Origin of the sequence: Streptococcus sp. DD04 (assembly GCF_001578725.1) — a bacterium.
Lineage (GTDB): Bacteria > Bacillota > Bacilli > Lactobacillales > Streptococcaceae > Streptococcus > Streptococcus sinensis.
This window is the reverse complement of sequence record NZ_KQ968976.1, coordinates 428,434-444,996: the sequence shown is the minus strand read 5'-3', so window position 1 is coordinate 444,996 and position 16,563 is coordinate 428,434. Positions and strand designations below refer to the sequence as shown.

Below are 16,563 nucleotides of genomic sequence, written 5' to 3'. Positions count from 1 at the left end.
CCGAATATGTATCTATCATACCCTTTTTTCGTGAAAATTTCATCTATAAATTGGATAATTCCAGATTTTCCTGCTCTTTCATTTGTTTTTTCATAATTTTGCCAATAAGTAGCTAGTTTCTGTAACATGCCATGCTTTAGCAAAATTTGCTAAAGTGTAAAAAAATATAATTTTTCAAGTCTTTTTTGTTGACTTGTAAAAAGAAAGTGATATACTAAGGAAGTACCTTCATTGATTTACCTCAAACCTGTTGTGATGTAAGTTAATGATGCCTTAACCACGCTGTTTGCTGAGCTTGACTCCGGGCAGTGTGGCTATTTTTTTATTCTAATAAAAATCAGGAAAGAATCATGTCTCACCAAAATCATATCGTCCTCTTTGAACCACAAATTCCACAGAACACAGGCAATATTGCCCGTACTTGTGCAGCGACCAATTCTCCCCTCCATATCATCAAGCCTATGGGCTTTCCTATTGACGACCGCAAGATGAAGCGGGCGGGGCTGGATTATTGGGATAAGCTGGACATCACCTACTATGAGAGTCTGGACGAATTTATGGAGCAGATGGATGGGCGACTTTATTTGATATCCAAGTTTGCCGAGAAGATCTACTCGGAAGAGAACTTTGCAGCAGAAGGACCGCACTATTTTATGTTTGGCCGAGAGGACAAGGGGCTACCAGAGGATTTTATGCGTCTCCATCCAGAAAAGGCCCTGCGTATTCCCATGAATGACCAGCATGTCCGCAGCCTCAATGTATCGAATGCCGTCTGCATGATGGTTTATGAAGCTTTGCGTCAGCAGGACTTTGCTGGATTGGATTTGGTGCATGAATATGAAGTAGATAAGCTGAAATAAAATCCGACTGTAGGGTAATTGAAACTATTTCGGTTACATCAAATAAAAAGCTTGCTCTGGCAGGCTTTTTTTGTTATGATAAGAATGTCTTCAGGGCAGGGTGAGATTCCCGACCGGCGGTAAATTTGACTAGCTATTTTAGCTTTCTCGTCGTTGTCTTGTCTCGATATACTTTAAGTATTATCTTCGACTGCGACGCCTAGATAAATCTAAAATATCTTAGCCAAATAAGTCCGCGAGCGAAAGCTGATGTGGTGCGATTCCACAACCGACAGTATAGTCTGGATGGGAGAAGACGAAAGGTGTTATTGCCTGGCCGGTTGGTCGTTTTAATCTTATTTTAAGGGGTATTTTATATACTCGTATAAATTATGAAAGGATTTTTTCGGGTCTGGTGTTAACAGCCTTCCAGCTTCTCTAATTTTTATAAATTGGAGGAACCTGTTATGACAAATACGCGCAAAATGGCGACAGTAGCGGTTTTATCTGCTCTGTCTTTCCTGCTCGTGTTCTATCAAATCCCTTTGATAGCCGAGTTTTTAAAATTGGATTTTTCGATTATTCCGATTTTGTTAGCCTTGGTTCTCTTGGATTTTAAGAGCTCTGTAGCAGTCCTGCTTATTCGCTCTGTTTTAAAGTTGGCCTTAAATGGTCATGGAGTGGAAACCTTAATTGGTATGCCGATCAATATTGCGGCTATTCTGGTCTTTGTCATCTTCTTTGCTCTTTTCTGGGAGAAGAAAAGAGATCTGACGAGCTATTTGCTTGCATCTTTCCTGGGAACCTTGAGTCTGACTGCAAGTATGCTTGTGCTGAATGCTTTTTATGCTATTCCGCTTTATGCTCGCTTTGCAAACTTTGATATCGGTCAGGTTTTTGGTGTAGGTAAATATCTGCTGACCATGATTGTTCCCTTTAACCTATTAGAAGGAGTGATCTGGGCGGTGGCTTTCTGGCTGATTTACACGCTTTTGACGCCCGTTTTAAAACGCTATGAAAAATAAACAATCTTATCTAACAAAGGGCTCTTTTGCCCTTTTACTTTTCGTCATACTAGGCTACATGGTCAAGTTTTATCCTGAGCAGCTGGTGGGCTTTGACACCCCGATTCAGACCTGGCTGCGGGGGGACTTGCCCACCTTTTTGACGACATTTTTCAAACTGGTCACCAGTTTCATTGACCCGTTGGGGATTATAATCTGGGTTTCAGCTCTTTCCCTGTTTTTCCTTTATAAAAAATGGAAGTTGGAAGCTGCCTTGCTAGCTGGGAATCTGGTCTTACATGGGATTTTGATTAAGCTGATTAAACTCGTTTACCACAGAAGCCGGCCGAGTCTTTCGCATTTGGTCGAAGAGGGCGGTTATTCTTTCCCGAGCGGACATTCCATGGCGACAGCCATTGTTGTTGGGAGCTTGATTATCATCGTCCAGCAACGGATTCAAAATCAACACATCAAGCGTCTGGTACAGGGCTTGCTCTTGCTCTTTATCTTAACCATTATGGCATCCAGAGTCTATCTGGGCGTGCACTATCCAACAGATGTCATCGGAGGGGCCTTGATGGGCTTTGCCATTCTCAATATCGAATTTCCCTTTTATGACAAGCTGCGCTTTCAATGGCGTTTCAAAGGAAAGCAGAAATAAATAGAGATGAGAAAGGTTGGCTTTGCCGGCCTTTTTGTCTTGACAAAGAAAATCTCTTTCTTTAAGATAGGAGCAAGTGAGATCAGGAGGTGATTGTCCGTTTTGAATCCAGAAATTATAAAGTCGGTTTTAGCTCTTGTGGATGAGATTCCTGCTGGGCGCGTGGCAACCTATGGCCAGATTGCTCGTTTGATTGGACGGCCTAAAAACGCCCGCTTGGTGGGAAAGATTCTCAGTCAGTCCGAGCTTTATGGCGGCAAGCATCCTTGCCATCGGGTGGTCAATGCGGCAGGGCGTCTCGCACCAGGCTGGGAAGAGCAAGCGCACTTGCTTTGGGCAGAGGGAGTGGACCTGAAGGCCAATGGATGTGTGGACCTTAAGCATTATCAGTGGGAGCGATGATTTCCTTCTTTCTTGGTGAAAGAGGAAATTTTTGTTTCTAGGCTCTTTTTTGTGGTAGAATGGAGGGTATGAAATCTTACAATTCTTTGAATGATTATTATCGCAAACTTTTTGGAGAAAAGACTTTTAAGGTGCCTATTGATGCGGGCTTTGACTGTCCCAATCGGGATGGTACCGTAGCGCATGGAGGCTGTACGTTCTGTACTGTTTCGGGTTCTGGCGACGCCATTGTGGCGCCTGACGCGCCCATTCGCGAGCAGTTCTATAAGGAAATTGACTTTATGCACCGCAAGTGGCCGGATGTTCGCAAGTATCTGGTCTATTTCCAGAACTTCACCAATACCCATGAGAAGCTTGAAGTGATTCGTGAACGTTATGAGCAGGCTATCAATGAGCCAGGCGTCGTTGGACTCAATATCGGGACTCGGCCAGACTGTTTGCCTGACGAGACCATCGCCTACTTGGCTGACCTGTCCGAACGCATGCATGTGACCGTGGAGCTGGGGCTTCAGACTACCTATGAGGAAACTTCAGACCTTATCAACCGTGCTCATTCCTATGAGCTCTATGTGGAGACGGTTCAGCGCGTTCGTAAGCTAGCTCCCAAGGCGGAGATTGTCTCTCACTTGATTAACGGTCTGCCGGGTGAGACCCATGAGATGATGCTGGAGAATGTCCGCCGCTGTGTGACCGATAATGACATTCAGGGTATTAAGCTTCACTTGCTTCACCTGATGACCAATACCCGTATGCAGCGGGATTATCATGAGGGGCGACTGCAGCTGCTCAGTCAGGAGGAGTATATCTCCATCGTCTGTGATCAGCTAGAGATTATCCCCGAGCATATCGTCATCCACCGCATCACAGGCGATGCCCCGCGGGATATGTTGATTGGTCCCATGTGGAGCCTCAATAAATGGGAAGTTCTCAATGCCATAGAGGCAGAAATGCGCCGTCGTGGTAGCAAGCAAGGCTGTAAAGCAAAGGAGCAGAGATTCGTATGTTAAGACCCTTACAGATGGCCCATGCCTTTTTGGTTGAAGTCGTGACCAAGGAAGATACTGTGGTGGACGCTACTATGGGCAATGGACATGACACCCTTTTTCTGGCTAAGTTGGCCAAACAAGTCTACGCTTTTGACATTCAGGAGAAGGCTGTGGAAAAGACCCGCCAGCGCTTGGCAGAAGCGGATTTGGACAATGCCCAGCTAATCTTGGCTGGGCATGAAACCTTGGACCAGTATACTGATCATTTCAAAGCTGCCATTTTTAATCTGGGCTACCTGCCTTCAGCGGACAAGTCTGTCATTACACGACCCGATACGACGCTGGAAGCTTTGGAAAAGGTTTGTCGAGGCTTGGAAAAAGGTGGCCGCGCAGCTATCATGATTTACTATGGACATGAAGGGGGCGAAGTTGAAAAGGATGCGGTACTCGACTATGTTAGTCAGCTGCCCCAGCAGGACTTCACCGTTGCCCTCTACAAGACCATCAATCAGATTAACAATCCGCCTTTCTTGGTCATGATTGAGAAATTAAAAGAAAAATAAGGTTTCCAAAGTTGTTAAAAACTTTCTGAGGAATCATTTGGAGAAAAAATGGACAAGCAATATTTGCATGAAAAATTGGTTGGCTTACGAAACAAATACGTCGAGTCTGCCAACGAAGAAACGAATGCTGGCTTTTTAGACGAGGCCAAAATGAATAAAAAAATGCTGCGAATCAAGAAAAAATTGGTGAATTTAGAAATGGAGCGCTGCCAAAAGATGATTGAGCACCGCGACCTATCCAAAATTGATCAAAAGATTTCGGAGCAAAAAGAATTGTTTAAAGAGTGCTGCCAGCAAAGATAAAGGAGGTTCAAAGTGGAAATCCTTCTCTACACGATTGTTTTTTTTGCTCCTATTGGTTGTATCTAATGTGACCAACCGCATCTTGCCTCAGCTACCGTTGCCCTTAGTGCAGATAGTGCTGGGAATTTCGCTTGGTTTTATCCTTCCTCAGGAGAAATTTCACTTGGATACAGAGCTGTTTTTGGCCTTGGTGATCGGGCCCTTGCTCTTTCGGGAAGCTGAGGAAAGCAATATTACCAGTATCCTCAAACATTGGAGAATCATTTTATATTTGATTTTTCCGGTTATTTTTATTTCAACCGTGAGTTTGGGTTATCTTGCCCATGTCCTTTGGGGAGTCTTGCCCTTGGCGGCCTGTGTCGCCGTAGGAGCAGCTCTGGGGCCGACAGACTTGGTTGCCTTTGCTTCTCTCTCGGAGCGTTTTTCCTTCCCCAAGCGGGTGCAAAATATCCTCAAAGGAGAGGGCTTGCTCAATGATGCGTCTGGTCTGGTGGCTTTTCGTGTCGCTCTTCTGGCTTGGGCGACAGGGACTTTTTCTCTAGAGAAAGCCAGTGTTTCATTGTTCCTCTCTATCATCGGTGGTTTTGCTGTCGGGATGGTCAGCGCAGCCCTCAATCGTTGGCTGCATAAGCTGTTGATGAGTGCACGAGTGTCAGATATTGCCAGTGAGCTCTTGCTAGAGCTGAGCCTGCCCTTAGTCACCTTCTTTTTAGCAGAGGAAATCCATGTTTCAGGTATTATTGCGGTAGTCGTTGCGGGTATCTTTAAGGCAAGCCGTTTCAAGCGGATTACGCTTCTGGAAGCGCAGGTGGATTCAGTCACAGAAACCATCTGGAACATAGTGAATTTTATGCTCAACGGCTCGGTCTTTATCATTTTAGGGATGGAACTGGAAATGATTGCAGAGCCAATCTTAAAGAGTCCTATATACGATAATCTCTTGCTGCTAGTGAGTATTATTCTTCTGACTTTCCTGCTCTTTGCCCTTCGTTTTGTCATGTTGTTCACTTTTTACTTCATTCGAATCAGAAGATTACATAAGAGATTAGGAAACTATGTGAAGGAAATGCTGCTGCTCACCTTTTCAGGTGTCAAAGGAACAGTCTCCATTGCGACCATTCTTTTGATTCCGACCAAGCTGGAGCAGGATTATCCTTTGTTGCTCTTCTTGGTTGCAGGTGTTACCCTACTTAGTTTTTTGACAGGCTTAGTGGCTCTTCCTCGTCTAGCTGAAGCGAGAGAAGAGGAAGCAGAACACCTGATGCATATTGCTATTTTAAATGAAGTGGTAGAACAGCTGGAAGCAGGGCTTAAGCAAACTAAGGCTAAAGCGCCTCTCTATGCCGCCATCGACAATTACCATGGCCGGATTGAAAATCTGATTCTTGAGCAGGAAGATAAGGCCACTCAGCAAGACTGGGCTTCTCTGAAATTACTAATCTTGAGTATCGAAAATGATGGTCTGGAGCAAGCTTTTGAGGAAGGGAAAATTAGCGACCGCAGTTATCACCTTTATCAGCGCTATCTACAAAACATAGAGCAGGGCATTAACCGAAATTTAGCTTCGCGCTTCACCTATACGTTTCTGGTGACGCTGCGCCTGCTGCGTATGCTTCTTCATGAGATTGTGACCCTTGGAGCTAGGTTGCGAGCCTGGAATCAAAGAGGTGCCAAGCGTCTGACTGCTACGGATATCGAAGAAATAGCAGAGCTTTACCTGTCCAATACTGAAGTCATTATTGAAAGTTTGGAACATCTAAAAGGCATCTACAAATCCTCTCTGATTACTTTTTTGCAGGATTCTCGGCTGCGTGAAACGGAGATTATCGGAAGCGGTGCTTTTATTGAGCGGGTCATTACGCGTATCAAACCCAATAACATTTCTGAAATGATGTGGGGCTACTATCTGGAAAGAAAAACAATCTTTGAATACGAAGAAAAGAAATTAATCTCAGCCAGCTATGCCAAACGTCTGCGACAAAATGTTAACAATCTAGAAAATTATTCGCTTAAAGAAAGAGCGAATACCCTGCCCTATGACATGGTCAACTATGCCAGAGGGCACTAGCAGGACTAGAAGACAAACCGAATGGCTCTATGAATGCAAACGATTCAATCATAAGGTTAAATTAAAAATCACTTGAAAATTGACTGCTATTAGTCGATTGTTTCAAGTGATTTTTCTTATTTTCGTTTTATTGGCAACCAATGTGTGTAATTTTCAGTCAGCCAAACAAGACTTTCTGCTACTGTAGGAAGCAGAAGTAAGACATAGATATAGACATACTGGCTCTTGGTTTCCCAGAAGAAGTGGAAGAGGCCGCCCCCCAAGAGAAAGATGAAGGGATAGAGGTCAAAAGGCGTCAGCTTTTCCTCGGCGACGAAAAATTTATGCAGGATAAAGAAACAGGAGAGCAGGTAGATACTGGCTAGCAGGGTCAAGAGCAGGAAATTAACAATCTGATAACCTTTTCTTTCCTCATAAATGCTGCGCAGGACAGCTGGCTTCATGTATTGTTGGCGCTCAATCTGAGGCCCAGTCCAGATAGACTGAAAAGTCGGCTCAGTCCAAGTGGATGTGACTTTTTCGTAGAAGAATTTGAGTGCATAGTCTGGATGTTTGGAAAAGTTCAGCAAAATATCTTTCAAATCCTGAGTTGCCATGGCGGTTGCTTTTTTTTCATCGTACTTGTTGCGTTTGAGAATTTTAGTATTATAAGCATCATACCAGCCACCCAGAGTTTGACGATTGGGATCATCTCTCAGACCCATGGTAATATAGGCAATCTTAGGAGTTCCAATACCAATTTCCTGTCCGATTAGGTTTTCATAGTAGGTATTCAAAGCCTTATTTGAAAAGACAATCCCAGTGATAATCAGCAGAATAGCCAGCGGTTTTTTCCAAGACCATTTGTAGAAAATGGAGAGGAGATAGATTCCAAGCAGCATGATGGCAAAGATAATATAATTATTTCGCAGAAGACAGGCTAAGCTGATACTGGCTGCACCGAGAAGGAGGTAGAGCAGATTGCCATTTTGCTCCAATTTGATAAAGGCATAAAGACTAAGCAGACAAAAGAACAGGCCTGGGATAGTCCCATAAATAAAAAGTACGAAAAAAAGTTGGGGCAGGAAAAGGAAGGTCAGCAAGATTGTGTATTTTTGAATAATTTCCTTGCGATTGAGCAAAGCTGTAATCTTATAGATTAGAAAATTACTAAGCAGGCTCCAGATGACATTCATACCAAAGGCAAACCGAGTTGTCGGGGAGATATAAGCATAGAGGCGCTCTAAGGTCATCAGCCCCAGCTGATGTGGATTGCGGTACATATAGCTACCGACGGTCGTAAGCGAGCTGTAATCGCCCTGATTGAAGGCTAGAGCTGCATTAAAGACATGTTTGGCATCTGCTCGAATAATGCCGCTGTAGGAGGTGATGAGAAAGAATGCTGCTGCGATATAGAGCAGGCTCAATCCGACTAAAAGGTAGGGAATCTTTATCTTCTCCAAAAGCGGTCGAAGTCCGAAGAGCGCGAAAAGAAAGAGAATCAGAAGGGGATAGAAGTACCAAGGATTGGCAACGAAGTTGACACCTTCTGCAATATGCAGCGGAATATAGGTATGAGAAATCAAAATCTGTCCGGACAGGAAAAGAAGGGCAATGGCTGTCATCGTCAAGACGAGAAAATAACCCAAATTAAAAAGGATATTTGTAAAATGCTTCATGAAATATTACCCTCTACTTTCACAAAACAGCGTCCCTCACCTAGATCAATTAATTGAACTGGCTGTGGATAAAAGCGATTCAGTATTTCTTTTGTCAAAATCTCTTCTTTGGCTCCTTGAGCAATGATTTCTCCATCTTTTAAGAGTAGGACATGATCCATCACAGAGGTGATTTCCTCGGCATGGTGGGTCACATAGAGAATGGTGGGAGCTTGCTCTAGCCGAGCAATGTTCTCAATCTGCTGCAAGAGCCGCTCGCGGGCAAATAAATCCAGACCACTGGTCGCTTCGTCTAAAATTAAGAGGTCGGGTGTTTCCATCAAGCTGCGAGCGATTAAGAGCAGCTGTTTTTCACCCTGCGACAGACTGGCATAGCTTCTGCCGATCAGCTCCTGTCCCCCGATAGAAAGCAGCATTTCTCGGGCTTCGTTCAGCTCAGCTTCTCCATATTGGCGGTAGAGGATGCTGCTTTTGTATTTGCCGGTCAGGACAATCTCTTCCGCCAGCATCCGACTGGGCAGGCGTTCAGCGATAAAAGAGCCGACAACTCCGATTTTAGTTCTCAGTTCAGGAATGTCTCCTTGTCCGAATGTGGTGCCCAGAACCGTCAGTTCCCCCTCGGTTTTCCAATGTTCGGCCATGAGCAAACGCAGCAGGGTGGATTTACCAGAGCCATTCAATCCCAAAATAGCCCAATTTTCTCCTTTTTTCACCTGCCAATTCAGATCTTTTAAAATTGTTTGACCATTCTTGACTAGCCAAACCTTTTCCATGCTGATAATGTTTTCCATTTTTATTCTTTCTTTTGTAAAATCCCCTCTATTTTATCATAAATTATGGTAAAATAACTGAGAGGAGAGTAAAAATGTTTCATAAAAGTAAGTTAATGTTTTGGACTAGTGAGGTCTTACTGCTGACGATTATCTTCTTTATCTGGCGCCAGATGGGAGATATGATTACGCCAGTAGTAAGTGTTATCAATACCATCTTAATCCCCTTTCTTGTGGGGGGCTTCCTCTATTACATCACGAATCCTCTGGTAACATTTTTAGAGAAAAAGTTAAAAATTAAACGTATTTTTGGAATTTTGATCACTTTGTTCCTGCTGTTTGGCTTATTGACGATTGGCGTCATCTACCTTTTGCCAATTTTGATTAATCAGCTGAGCAGTCTGATTAATTCGACTCAGGGCCTCTATTGGGAAATTCAGAGTTTTGTTAATCAATTATCCAAGAATCCTTTATTTAAGAGTTTAAATATTCAATCTACCATTCAGCAACTCAACCTGTCCTATGTGGATATTCTACAAAATATTTTAAATGGAGTTACCAATAGTTTGGGCAGCGTAGTGTCTGCAGTCGTCAATACCATTATGATTTTAATTATGACGCCGATTTTCTTGGTTTATTTCCTCATGGACGGTCAGAAATTGCTGCCGATGCTGGAGCGGACAGTGCTCAAACGGGATAAGCTCAATATTTCCAAACTGCTGACCAATCTGAACGCCACGGTGGCTCGCTACATCAGTGGGATTTCGATTGATGCGCTGCTGATAGGAACCCTGGCCTTTATTGGTTACAGTGTGATTGGTCTCAAGTATGCCTTGGTCTTTGCGATTTTCTCAGCTTTGGCCAATTTAATTCCTTATGTAGGACCAAGTATCGGCTTGATTCCCATGCTGATTACCTACGCCTTTACTGATCCGCAGAAAATGCTGGTTGCATTGATTTATATGCTTATTGTCCAGCAGATTGACGGGAATATCCTTTATCCGCGGATTGTCGGCGGCGTTATGAAGGTTCACCCTATTACGATTATGGTTCTTTTGCTCTTGTCCAGCAATATTTATGGTATTATGGGCATGATTGTGGCCATTCCGACTTATTCAATCCTAAAAGAAATCGTAAAATTCTTGGCTAATCTGTACGATAATCACAAGGAAGCACAGCTGCAAAAGAAAAATGAGGAATTTGGTATTATAAAAAAATAGGAGAAGGCGAGTCCTCTTCTATTTTTTTTCTTGCATTTTTTATAACATAAAATTTTATATTTATGCTAAAATAGTGATAATAGCATAAAGGAGGTATACTTATGGTAACACGTCGTAAATTTTCTCCGCAGGAAATAAGAAAAGATTCTTCTTATTTTTCGCCTTTGAAGACCATTGTGGAAACAGCCTTTTATGAAAATCAAGTCCAAGCTATCAAGACGGTAGAAGAAGCCTATCAGCTTGCTTCGACAGCTGCTGGGACGGTTGTGCTGGACATGCCAGTTATTCATACCAAGGAGCTAGGTCTTCCTTCTTATGCACGCGTTTTATTGACCAATTCGGGGGCTGTTGTCGGCAGAACAGCCAAGGCTAGAAGAATCTATGGCAGAGATAGCGAAGAAGATGAGCATTTGCTTTTTCTTGTCCGGAGTGCAATTTACCAAGCACATAAAAGAACCTTCTATAAGGCTGATGCTGTGGTCGGGCTAGATGAGGACTTTATGGCCTACGCTCATCTGATGGTTCCTCAGGAAGAAATCAATAACCTGTACTCCTGGCTCTTGAATTTCCAAATTTTGGATGAGGAATTTAAAAATCGACTGAAAGCGTCTAAAAAGTATGAAGAGAATGATATCTTTGTCTTTTTTGATCCTAAGTGGAAGCATCCAGATTACCCAGAAGGGCTTGTATATTTTGATACCAACCATAACTGTGCCGTCATTTTGGGCTTGAATTATTTCGGAGAGCTGAAAAAGGCCACTTTGACCTTGGCTTGGGGAACGGCTGCCAGAAACGGTTATGTTGCCTGCCACGGGGGCTTGAAAATTTTCAAGCAGAGTATTGATAAAGAGGACTATGTCGCATCATTCTTCGGGCTATCTGGCTCAGGGAAATCCACGCTGACACATGCCAAGCATGACCATAAATATGACATCAAGGTCCTCCATGATGATGCCTTTATTATCTCGGTCAAAGATGGCTCATCTATTGCCCTTGAGCCGTCTTATTTTGACAAGACAAATGACTACCCTACAGGTCATAGTGAGCAGGATTTCTTTGTCACTGTGCAGAACTGTGGAGTGACACTAGATGAAAATGGACGGAAAAAGCTGGTAACCGAGGACATCCGCAATGGAAATGGGCGGACTGTCAAATCGCGCTTTGCTACTCCGAATCGAGTGGACCGGATTGACGAACCCATCAACGCTATCTTCTGGATTATGAAGGATGACTCTCTCCCGCCACTAATCAAGATTAATGATCCTCTTATGGCTTCTACGATGGGCTGTACTTTGATGACCAAGCGTTCCAATGCTGAAAATGTTATTGGTCTGCATGATGATTTGGTTATTGAGCCTTATGCCAATCCTTTCCGCGTTTATCCGCTGGTGGAAGATTATCGGAAATTCCGTCGTTTATTTGAGTCAGGCGTTGCCTGCTATATCATCAATACTGGATTTTATATGGGGAAGGGGATCTCAAAGGAAGTGTCTTTAGATATTATTGAACAGATAGTAGATGGGAAGGCAGAATTTAGACCTTTCGGACCTTTGGAAGGCTTTGAATATCTTAACTACGAAGGATATGCCGTTCCAAACTTTGATTACAAGTATAGACAGCTCATCCGTGAAAGGATGCAGATTCGTTTAAACTTCTTGCTAGCTTTCAATCAGAAATATCCTAAGACAGCTCTGCCTGTCGGAGCTATTTCTCGGCTGGAAAAGGTTTTGCAGGATTTGGATTCCTGATTTGCAAAACGCTTTCTACGGAATCCTCATGCACGAATCTTGAAAATATGTTATAATCAAGTCTGATTATAATTTTTAGGAGAAGAATCCATGGAAGACCCTGGCAGTCAGAGTATTTTATTGCAAGCAATACTGCTATTCGTTTTAACTTTATTAAATGCCTTTTTCTCAGCTTCTGAGATGGCGATGGTATCGCTCAATCGGTCTCGCGTAGAGCAGAAAGCTGAAGAAGGCGATGCCAAATACATTCGTTTATTAAAAGTTCTTGAAAGTCCCAATAACTTTCTATCGACAATTCAAGTCGGAATCACCGTCATCAATATCCTGTCGGGGGCTAGCTTTGCGGACAATCTGGGGAAAATCTTTTCCTCTTGGCTGGGAAATTCTGAAACGGCACATGCAGTTGCTAGTTTTCTGGCACTTGCTCTTTTGACCTATATTTCCATTGTTTTGGGAGAGCTTTATCCTAAGCGGATTGCCATGAATCTCAAGGACAGTTTAGCCATTCGTACCGCACCTGTGATTATTTTCGTAGGAAAAATCGTTAGTCCTTTCGTTTGGTTGCTCTCAGCTTCGACTAATCTCCTCAGTCGGATTACGCCGATGCAGTTTGATGATGCAGATGAGAAGATGACGCGGGATGAGATTGAGTACATGCTGACCAAGAGCGAGGAGACGCTGGATGCAGACGAAATCGAAATGTTGCAGGGGATTTTCTCGCTGGATGAGCTGATGGCGCGTGAACTGATGGTGCCACGGACAGATGCCTTTATGGTCGATATTCAGGATGATACCAAGGAAATTATCCAAAGCATTCTCAAGAAGAATTTCTCTCGGATTCCAGTTTATGATGGAGACAAGGACAATGTCATTGGTCTCATTCACACAAAACGTCTCTTGAATGAAGGCTTTGTCAATGGTTTTGACAATATTGTTCTGCGCAAGATTCTGCAAGAACCGCTCTTTGTACCTGAAACGATTTTTGTGGATGATTTGCTCAAATCTCTGCGTAATACCCAAAATCAAATGGCGATTCTGCTGGATGAGTATGGCGGTATGGCAGGTCTCGTGACACTGGAAGACTTGCTGGAAGAGATTGTCGGTGAAATTGAAGACGAAACAGACAAGGTCGCGGTGGAAGTCTATGAAATTGGTGAGAATACCTATATCGTATTGGGAACGATGACACTCAATGACTTTAATGAGTATTTTGAAGTTGAGATAGATAGTGATGACGTGGATACCATTGCTGGTTACTATCTGACGGGTGTAGGAACCATTCCAAATCCAACAGAACGCATCAGCTATGAGGTTGAAAGTCAGAATAAAAAACTGATTTTGACCAATGACAAGGTCAAAAACGGCCGTGTCACCAAGGTGAAAGTGGAAATATCCGAAATCCTTGAAGAAGCTGAAGAAGCTGAGAAATAAACTCGGTTCAGATGTAGCTGAGAAAACATGCTTTTCACTCAGTAATATCACAATTAGATAGATAAAAAGGCTTAAAATCATTGTTCTAAAAACTTTGTTTTTAAGCCTTTTATCGTTTTATAAAATTTTCTCGAGTTTCATCAAATATTGGTGTAAGGGGATGTTTCAGCTGCTTTCAACCTGCACTTGCATTCTAATAAACATGTCGCGGTGCTTTTCATTTAGTTGAGGTTGTTCATGAATCACTTCGCAGATATAATCACCTGTAACCAGATAGCCTGCATCGGCTAATTCTTGGTGAAAATGAGGGAGATTTCTCACTTCTTCTTCGAATGATGAACAGTAAGCAACAGCATAGCTTCCTTTAGGCAGTATGGCTGGAATGAGATTTGGAAGTTCATTTTGAGTCTGGTGAAAGAGGCAAAACTGATTTGAGAACCAATTTTGATTTAGAAAATCTCTTTGCTTCATAATAGAGCCAACTCGACTGAAATTATTAAAAAAGGGGTTGTAATTGAGAATTTCCTGTTTGAAATAGCGGAGATAGAGTTCATACTCTTCGTTGTCTAACTGGTAAATGTTTTGATCAATAGAGAAGGATAGAATGTGTCGTTCAGGGAATGCCACAATTTCCAACTTTTGATCAGTCTGCTTTTCGCCATAAAGCTGTGCACCAGAACGAAAAATTTCAATTTCCTTTATCCGCTCTTCTAGCATTTCTTTTTCTTGGAGTAATTGCTGATACCGTTCTTCAATAAGCCGGTGCAGATGAAACTGATCTCGATCGGAGAGAATTTCCTTGATTTCTTTTAAAGAAAAATCTAATTGTCGTAGATATTGAATGGAGTCAACGAGTGAAGATTGATTGATGTGATAGTAGCGGTAGTTAGTCTCGGGATCAACCTCATAAGGCCTTAAAAGACCAATCTGATCATAAAATCGTAAAGTCTGAATGGAAATGTGATTGATTTTAGAAAATTCTCCAATACGCAAAATTTTTTTCATTTTTCAAAACTCTCTATTGACTCTCTAGTTACTAGAGATATTATACTATAATTGTGAAAAATATTACAATTAAAGGAGGGTTTCCAATGAGAAATGCAAAAATTCGTGCCGTGCAATATGGCTGTGGCAAAATGTCCAAGGTTATTTTTAAATATCTAGTGGACCACGGTGTAGAGATTGTTGGCGCTATTGACAATAATCCTGCGATTGTGGGACAAGATGTTGGTGATTTTGCGGGATTAGGCTACAAGACAGGTGTTTTGATTTCCGATAAAGCTGACAGTGTATTTGACCAGTGCGATGCCGATATTGCCATTGTTACCATTGCCTCCTATATGCCTGATATGTATGGCTTTTTTGAAACAGCTATCAAGCATGGTGTTAATATCATCACGACCTGTGAAGAAGCTATTTATCCATGGACGACGTCGCCATCTGAAACGAACCGCTTGGATAAGTTGGCTAAAGAATATGGTGTCACCATCATGGGCTCTGGTATGCAAGATATCTACTGGATTAATATGCCTTGCTTAGCTATGTCTGGTCTCAATCGCATTCAAAAAGTCAAAGGGGTTGCCAGCTATAATGTAGAGGATTATGGTTTGGCTTTAGCAGAAGCGCACGGTGCTGGCTATGATGTAGAACGATTTGATAAAGAAATTGCTTCTGCCGAAAGTTTGCCATCCTATATGTGGAATGCTGCGGAAGCTATCTGCTCTAAGATGAACTGGACCATTCAGGATATTTCACAAAAGAGCGTGCCTTACATTTTGGATGAAGATGTTTATTCAGAAACGCTGGGTCGACTTATTCCGGCAGGACAGGTAACAGGCATGTCAGCTGTGACGACCATTCATACTCATCAAGGAATTGAATTGGAAGTAGAATGTATTGGCAAGGTTTATCGGGAAGATGATGGCGATATGTGTGATTGGGAAATTACAGGTGATCCAAATCTAGTCTTTTCTGTCAGCAAGCCAGATACTGTGTCTCTGACTTGTGCCACAATTGTCAATCGTATCCCGTCTGTGCTGGATGCACCGGCAGGTTATGTGACCTCTGAGTTGGCGCGTACCTTGACTTATCCGACTTATCCGCTTCACACTTATGTAGAAAATTAAACATATCCTAAAAAATAAGCAGGCTGTCCTTGTGATAGCTTGCTTATTGCTTTGTTAGGGTCAGAATGTCTTTATAGAGGATTAGTGTAGTAAAGCAAGCATAACCCGCATTTTAACAAATTTGGAGGTCGTCAACTTCAAGGCAGAAAAGCTTTACAAAGATAAGCAAAATCACTATTTAGCTAGAAGCAACCGGCAGACGATTGAAAAGTGCATGAAGCAATCATTGACAGAGCGACTTTGGAAGATATAGAGCGTATATTGAAAAATAGACTCGTCAAAAGATCAAACGGAGACGGAGAAATTCAGCTCTTATCAGGACTGATATGCTATCATCTTTTGTATCCTTTCTCGCTCTTTCTATCTATTCCTATGAAAGATCTGAAAACAAGTATGTATGCTGACAGTAGAAATAACACCTTAAAAATGATATAATATAATAAGTATTTAGCTAGAAAAATCAAATTTAGGAGGCAACAATGAATAAAAAAAGAGATTGGTTTGGTATTTTATTCGGTGCTATATGGTTTTTAGCGTCACTGCTGATTTTGGTTCTTTATATGGGAGGAAATCTTAATGGTTCAATACCTGTCCCAAGAGTACTCCTTATAATATATGATTGGCTCGGTATTGTTCCGGGAGCGATTGTTCAAATGATACTGAGTGCTTTATTGTTTATCTTCAGCATTAGAAAAAAGTAATCTAAATAATACTGTGATTGGTTGAAATAATTCAAGCATATCAATGAAATACTAACGTAAAGGACAGTAAATCAAAGGCTCTT

The 16,563-nt window shown here is 42.3% G+C and carries 15 protein-coding genes, 1 pseudogene and 1 riboswitch; of the genes and pseudogenes, 13 read left to right on the top strand and 3 right to left on the bottom strand.

The annotated features are described in order from the left end of the window. The first annotated feature begins 350 nt into the window (after positions 1–350). The 8 genes and pseudogenes from STRDD04_RS02160 to STRDD04_RS02125 all read left to right on the top strand — a co-directional run bounded on the left by STRDD04_RS02160 (position 351) and on the right by STRDD04_RS02125 (position 6,826). Positions 351–860 carry a tRNA (cytidine(34)-2'-O)-methyltransferase gene (locus STRDD04_RS02160; protein ID WP_062198951.1) on the top strand — a complete coding sequence of 170 codons (510 nt, stop codon included), beginning with the start codon at positions 351–353 and terminating at the stop codon, positions 858–860. Positions 861–942: 82 nt separating this feature from the next. Further along, positions 943–1,161, top strand: a riboswitch (FMN riboswitch). 145 nt (positions 1,162–1,306) lie between these two features. Then, positions 1,307–1,864, top strand: a complete 558-nt coding sequence (locus tag STRDD04_RS02155; RefSeq protein ID WP_062198948.1) for an ECF transporter S component — start codon at positions 1,307–1,309, stop codon at positions 1,862–1,864. Beyond that, entirely contained in the window at positions 1,854–2,504 is a 651-nt protein-coding gene (locus STRDD04_RS02150; RefSeq protein WP_062198946.1) for a phosphatase PAP2 family protein, read from the top strand. The genes STRDD04_RS02155 and STRDD04_RS02150 overlap by 11 nt, the downstream gene beginning before the upstream one ends. Positions 2,505–2,606: 102 nt before the next feature. Continuing rightward, a complete protein-coding gene (locus STRDD04_RS02145; RefSeq protein ID WP_062199198.1) occupies positions 2,607–2,906 on the top strand; it encodes an MGMT family protein in 300 nt (99 codons plus the stop codon). A 59-nt stretch (positions 2,907–2,965) separates the two neighbouring features. After that, entirely contained in the window at positions 2,966–3,913 is a 948-nt protein-coding gene (locus tag STRDD04_RS02140) for a tRNA modification radical SAM protein MnmL/YtqA (protein WP_082757324.1), read from the top strand. Next, a complete protein-coding gene (locus STRDD04_RS02135; RefSeq protein ID WP_062198945.1) occupies positions 3,907–4,455 on the top strand; it encodes a tRNA 5-(aminomethyl)-2-thiouridylate-methyltransferase MnmM in 549 nt (182 codons plus the stop codon). The genes STRDD04_RS02140 and STRDD04_RS02135 overlap by 7 nt, the downstream gene beginning before the upstream one ends. A 48-nt stretch (positions 4,456–4,503) precedes the next feature. Beyond that, positions 4,504–4,758 carry a hypothetical protein gene (locus STRDD04_RS02130; protein ID WP_062198942.1) on the top strand — a complete coding sequence of 85 codons (255 nt, stop codon included), beginning with the start codon at positions 4,504–4,506 and terminating at the stop codon, positions 4,756–4,758. Positions 4,759–4,770: 12 nt separating this feature from the next. Next, positions 4,771–6,826 (top strand): annotated as a pseudogene (locus tag STRDD04_RS02125) (cation:proton antiporter). A 116-nt stretch (positions 6,827–6,942) separates the two neighbouring features. Here STRDD04_RS02125 and STRDD04_RS02120 read toward each other — a convergent pair. Together STRDD04_RS02120 and STRDD04_RS02115 are read right to left on the bottom strand one after the other, a co-directional pair. Further along, positions 6,943–8,484, bottom strand: coding sequence for a beta-carotene 15,15'-monooxygenase (locus STRDD04_RS02120; RefSeq protein ID WP_062198940.1), 1,542 nt, complete (start codon positions 8,482–8,484; stop codon positions 6,943–6,945). Beyond that, entirely contained in the window at positions 8,481–9,275 is a 795-nt protein-coding gene (locus STRDD04_RS02115) for an ABC transporter ATP-binding protein (protein WP_062198938.1), read from the bottom strand. Before STRDD04_RS02115 ends, STRDD04_RS02120 begins: the two co-directional genes overlap by 4 nt. 74 nt (positions 9,276–9,349) lie before the next feature. On the opposite strand from STRDD04_RS02115, the gene STRDD04_RS02110 reads away from it, so the two are divergent. The 3 genes from STRDD04_RS02110 (at position 9,350) to STRDD04_RS02100 (ending at position 13,653) form a co-directional block, all read left to right on the top strand. Continuing rightward, entirely contained in the window at positions 9,350–10,474 is a 1,125-nt protein-coding gene (locus STRDD04_RS02110; RefSeq protein WP_062198936.1) for an AI-2E family transporter, read from the top strand. A gap of 101 nt (positions 10,475–10,575) precedes the next feature. Next, on the top strand, positions 10,576–12,222 hold the full coding sequence (locus tag STRDD04_RS02105; protein ID WP_062198934.1) for a phosphoenolpyruvate carboxykinase (ATP): 1,647 nt from the start codon (positions 10,576–10,578) through the stop codon (positions 12,220–12,222). 90 nt (positions 12,223–12,312) lie between these two features. Next, complete coding sequence (locus STRDD04_RS02100; protein ID WP_062198932.1) at positions 12,313–13,653, top strand: hemolysin family protein; 1,341 nt, start codon at positions 12,313–12,315, stop codon at positions 13,651–13,653. 165 nt (positions 13,654–13,818) lie between these two features. On the opposite strand, the gene STRDD04_RS02095 is transcribed toward STRDD04_RS02100, so the two are convergent. Beyond that, complete coding sequence (locus tag STRDD04_RS02095; protein WP_037615123.1) at positions 13,819–14,658, bottom strand: MerR family transcriptional regulator; 840 nt, start codon at positions 14,656–14,658, stop codon at positions 13,819–13,821. An 86-nt stretch (positions 14,659–14,744) separates the two neighbouring features. Here STRDD04_RS02095 and STRDD04_RS02090 point away from each other — a divergent pair, with 86 nt between their 5' ends. Together STRDD04_RS02090 and STRDD04_RS02085 are read left to right on the top strand one after the other, a co-directional pair. Then, positions 14,745–15,779 carry an NAD(P)H-dependent amine dehydrogenase family protein gene (locus STRDD04_RS02090; RefSeq protein WP_062198930.1) on the top strand — a complete coding sequence of 345 codons (1,035 nt, stop codon included), beginning with the start codon at positions 14,745–14,747 and terminating at the stop codon, positions 15,777–15,779. 479 nt (positions 15,780–16,258) lie between these two features. Next, a complete protein-coding gene (locus STRDD04_RS02085) occupies positions 16,259–16,480 on the top strand; it encodes a hypothetical protein (protein ID WP_037615127.1) in 222 nt (73 codons plus the stop codon). The last annotated feature ends 83 nt before the right edge of the window (positions 16,481–16,563 follow it).

Coding starts and splice junctions, on each gene's coding strand:
- STRDD04_RS02090 (WP_062198930.1), top strand. CDS start 14,745: ATGAGAAATGCAAAAATTCGTGCCGTGCAATATGGCTGTGGCAAAATG.
- STRDD04_RS02095 (WP_037615123.1), bottom strand. CDS start 14,658: ATGAAAAAAATTTTGCGTATTGGAGAATTTTCTAAAATCAATCACATT.
- STRDD04_RS02100 (WP_062198932.1), top strand. CDS start 12,313: ATGGAAGACCCTGGCAGTCAGAGTATTTTATTGCAAGCAATACTGCTA.
- STRDD04_RS02135 (WP_062198945.1), top strand. CDS start 3,907: ATGTTAAGACCCTTACAGATGGCCCATGCCTTTTTGGTTGAAGTCGTG.
- STRDD04_RS02115 (WP_062198938.1), bottom strand. CDS start 9,275: ATGGAAAACATTATCAGCATGGAAAAGGTTTGGCTAGTCAAGAATGGT.
- STRDD04_RS02085 (WP_037615127.1), top strand. CDS start 16,259: ATGAATAAAAAAAGAGATTGGTTTGGTATTTTATTCGGTGCTATATGG.
- STRDD04_RS02130 (WP_062198942.1), top strand. CDS start 4,504: ATGGACAAGCAATATTTGCATGAAAAATTGGTTGGCTTACGAAACAAA.
- STRDD04_RS02140 (WP_082757324.1), top strand. CDS start 2,966: ATGGAGGGTATGAAATCTTACAATTCTTTGAATGATTATTATCGCAAA.
- STRDD04_RS02160 (WP_062198951.1), top strand. CDS start 351: ATGTCTCACCAAAATCATATCGTCCTCTTTGAACCACAAATTCCACAG.
- STRDD04_RS02150 (WP_062198946.1), top strand. CDS start 1,854: ATGAAAAATAAACAATCTTATCTAACAAAGGGCTCTTTTGCCCTTTTA.
- STRDD04_RS02120 (WP_062198940.1), bottom strand. CDS start 8,484: ATGAAGCATTTTACAAATATCCTTTTTAATTTGGGTTATTTTCTCGTC.
- STRDD04_RS02105 (WP_062198934.1), top strand. CDS start 10,576: ATGGTAACACGTCGTAAATTTTCTCCGCAGGAAATAAGAAAAGATTCT.
- STRDD04_RS02110 (WP_062198936.1), top strand. CDS start 9,350: ATGTTTCATAAAAGTAAGTTAATGTTTTGGACTAGTGAGGTCTTACTG.
- STRDD04_RS02155 (WP_062198948.1), top strand. CDS start 1,307: ATGACAAATACGCGCAAAATGGCGACAGTAGCGGTTTTATCTGCTCTG.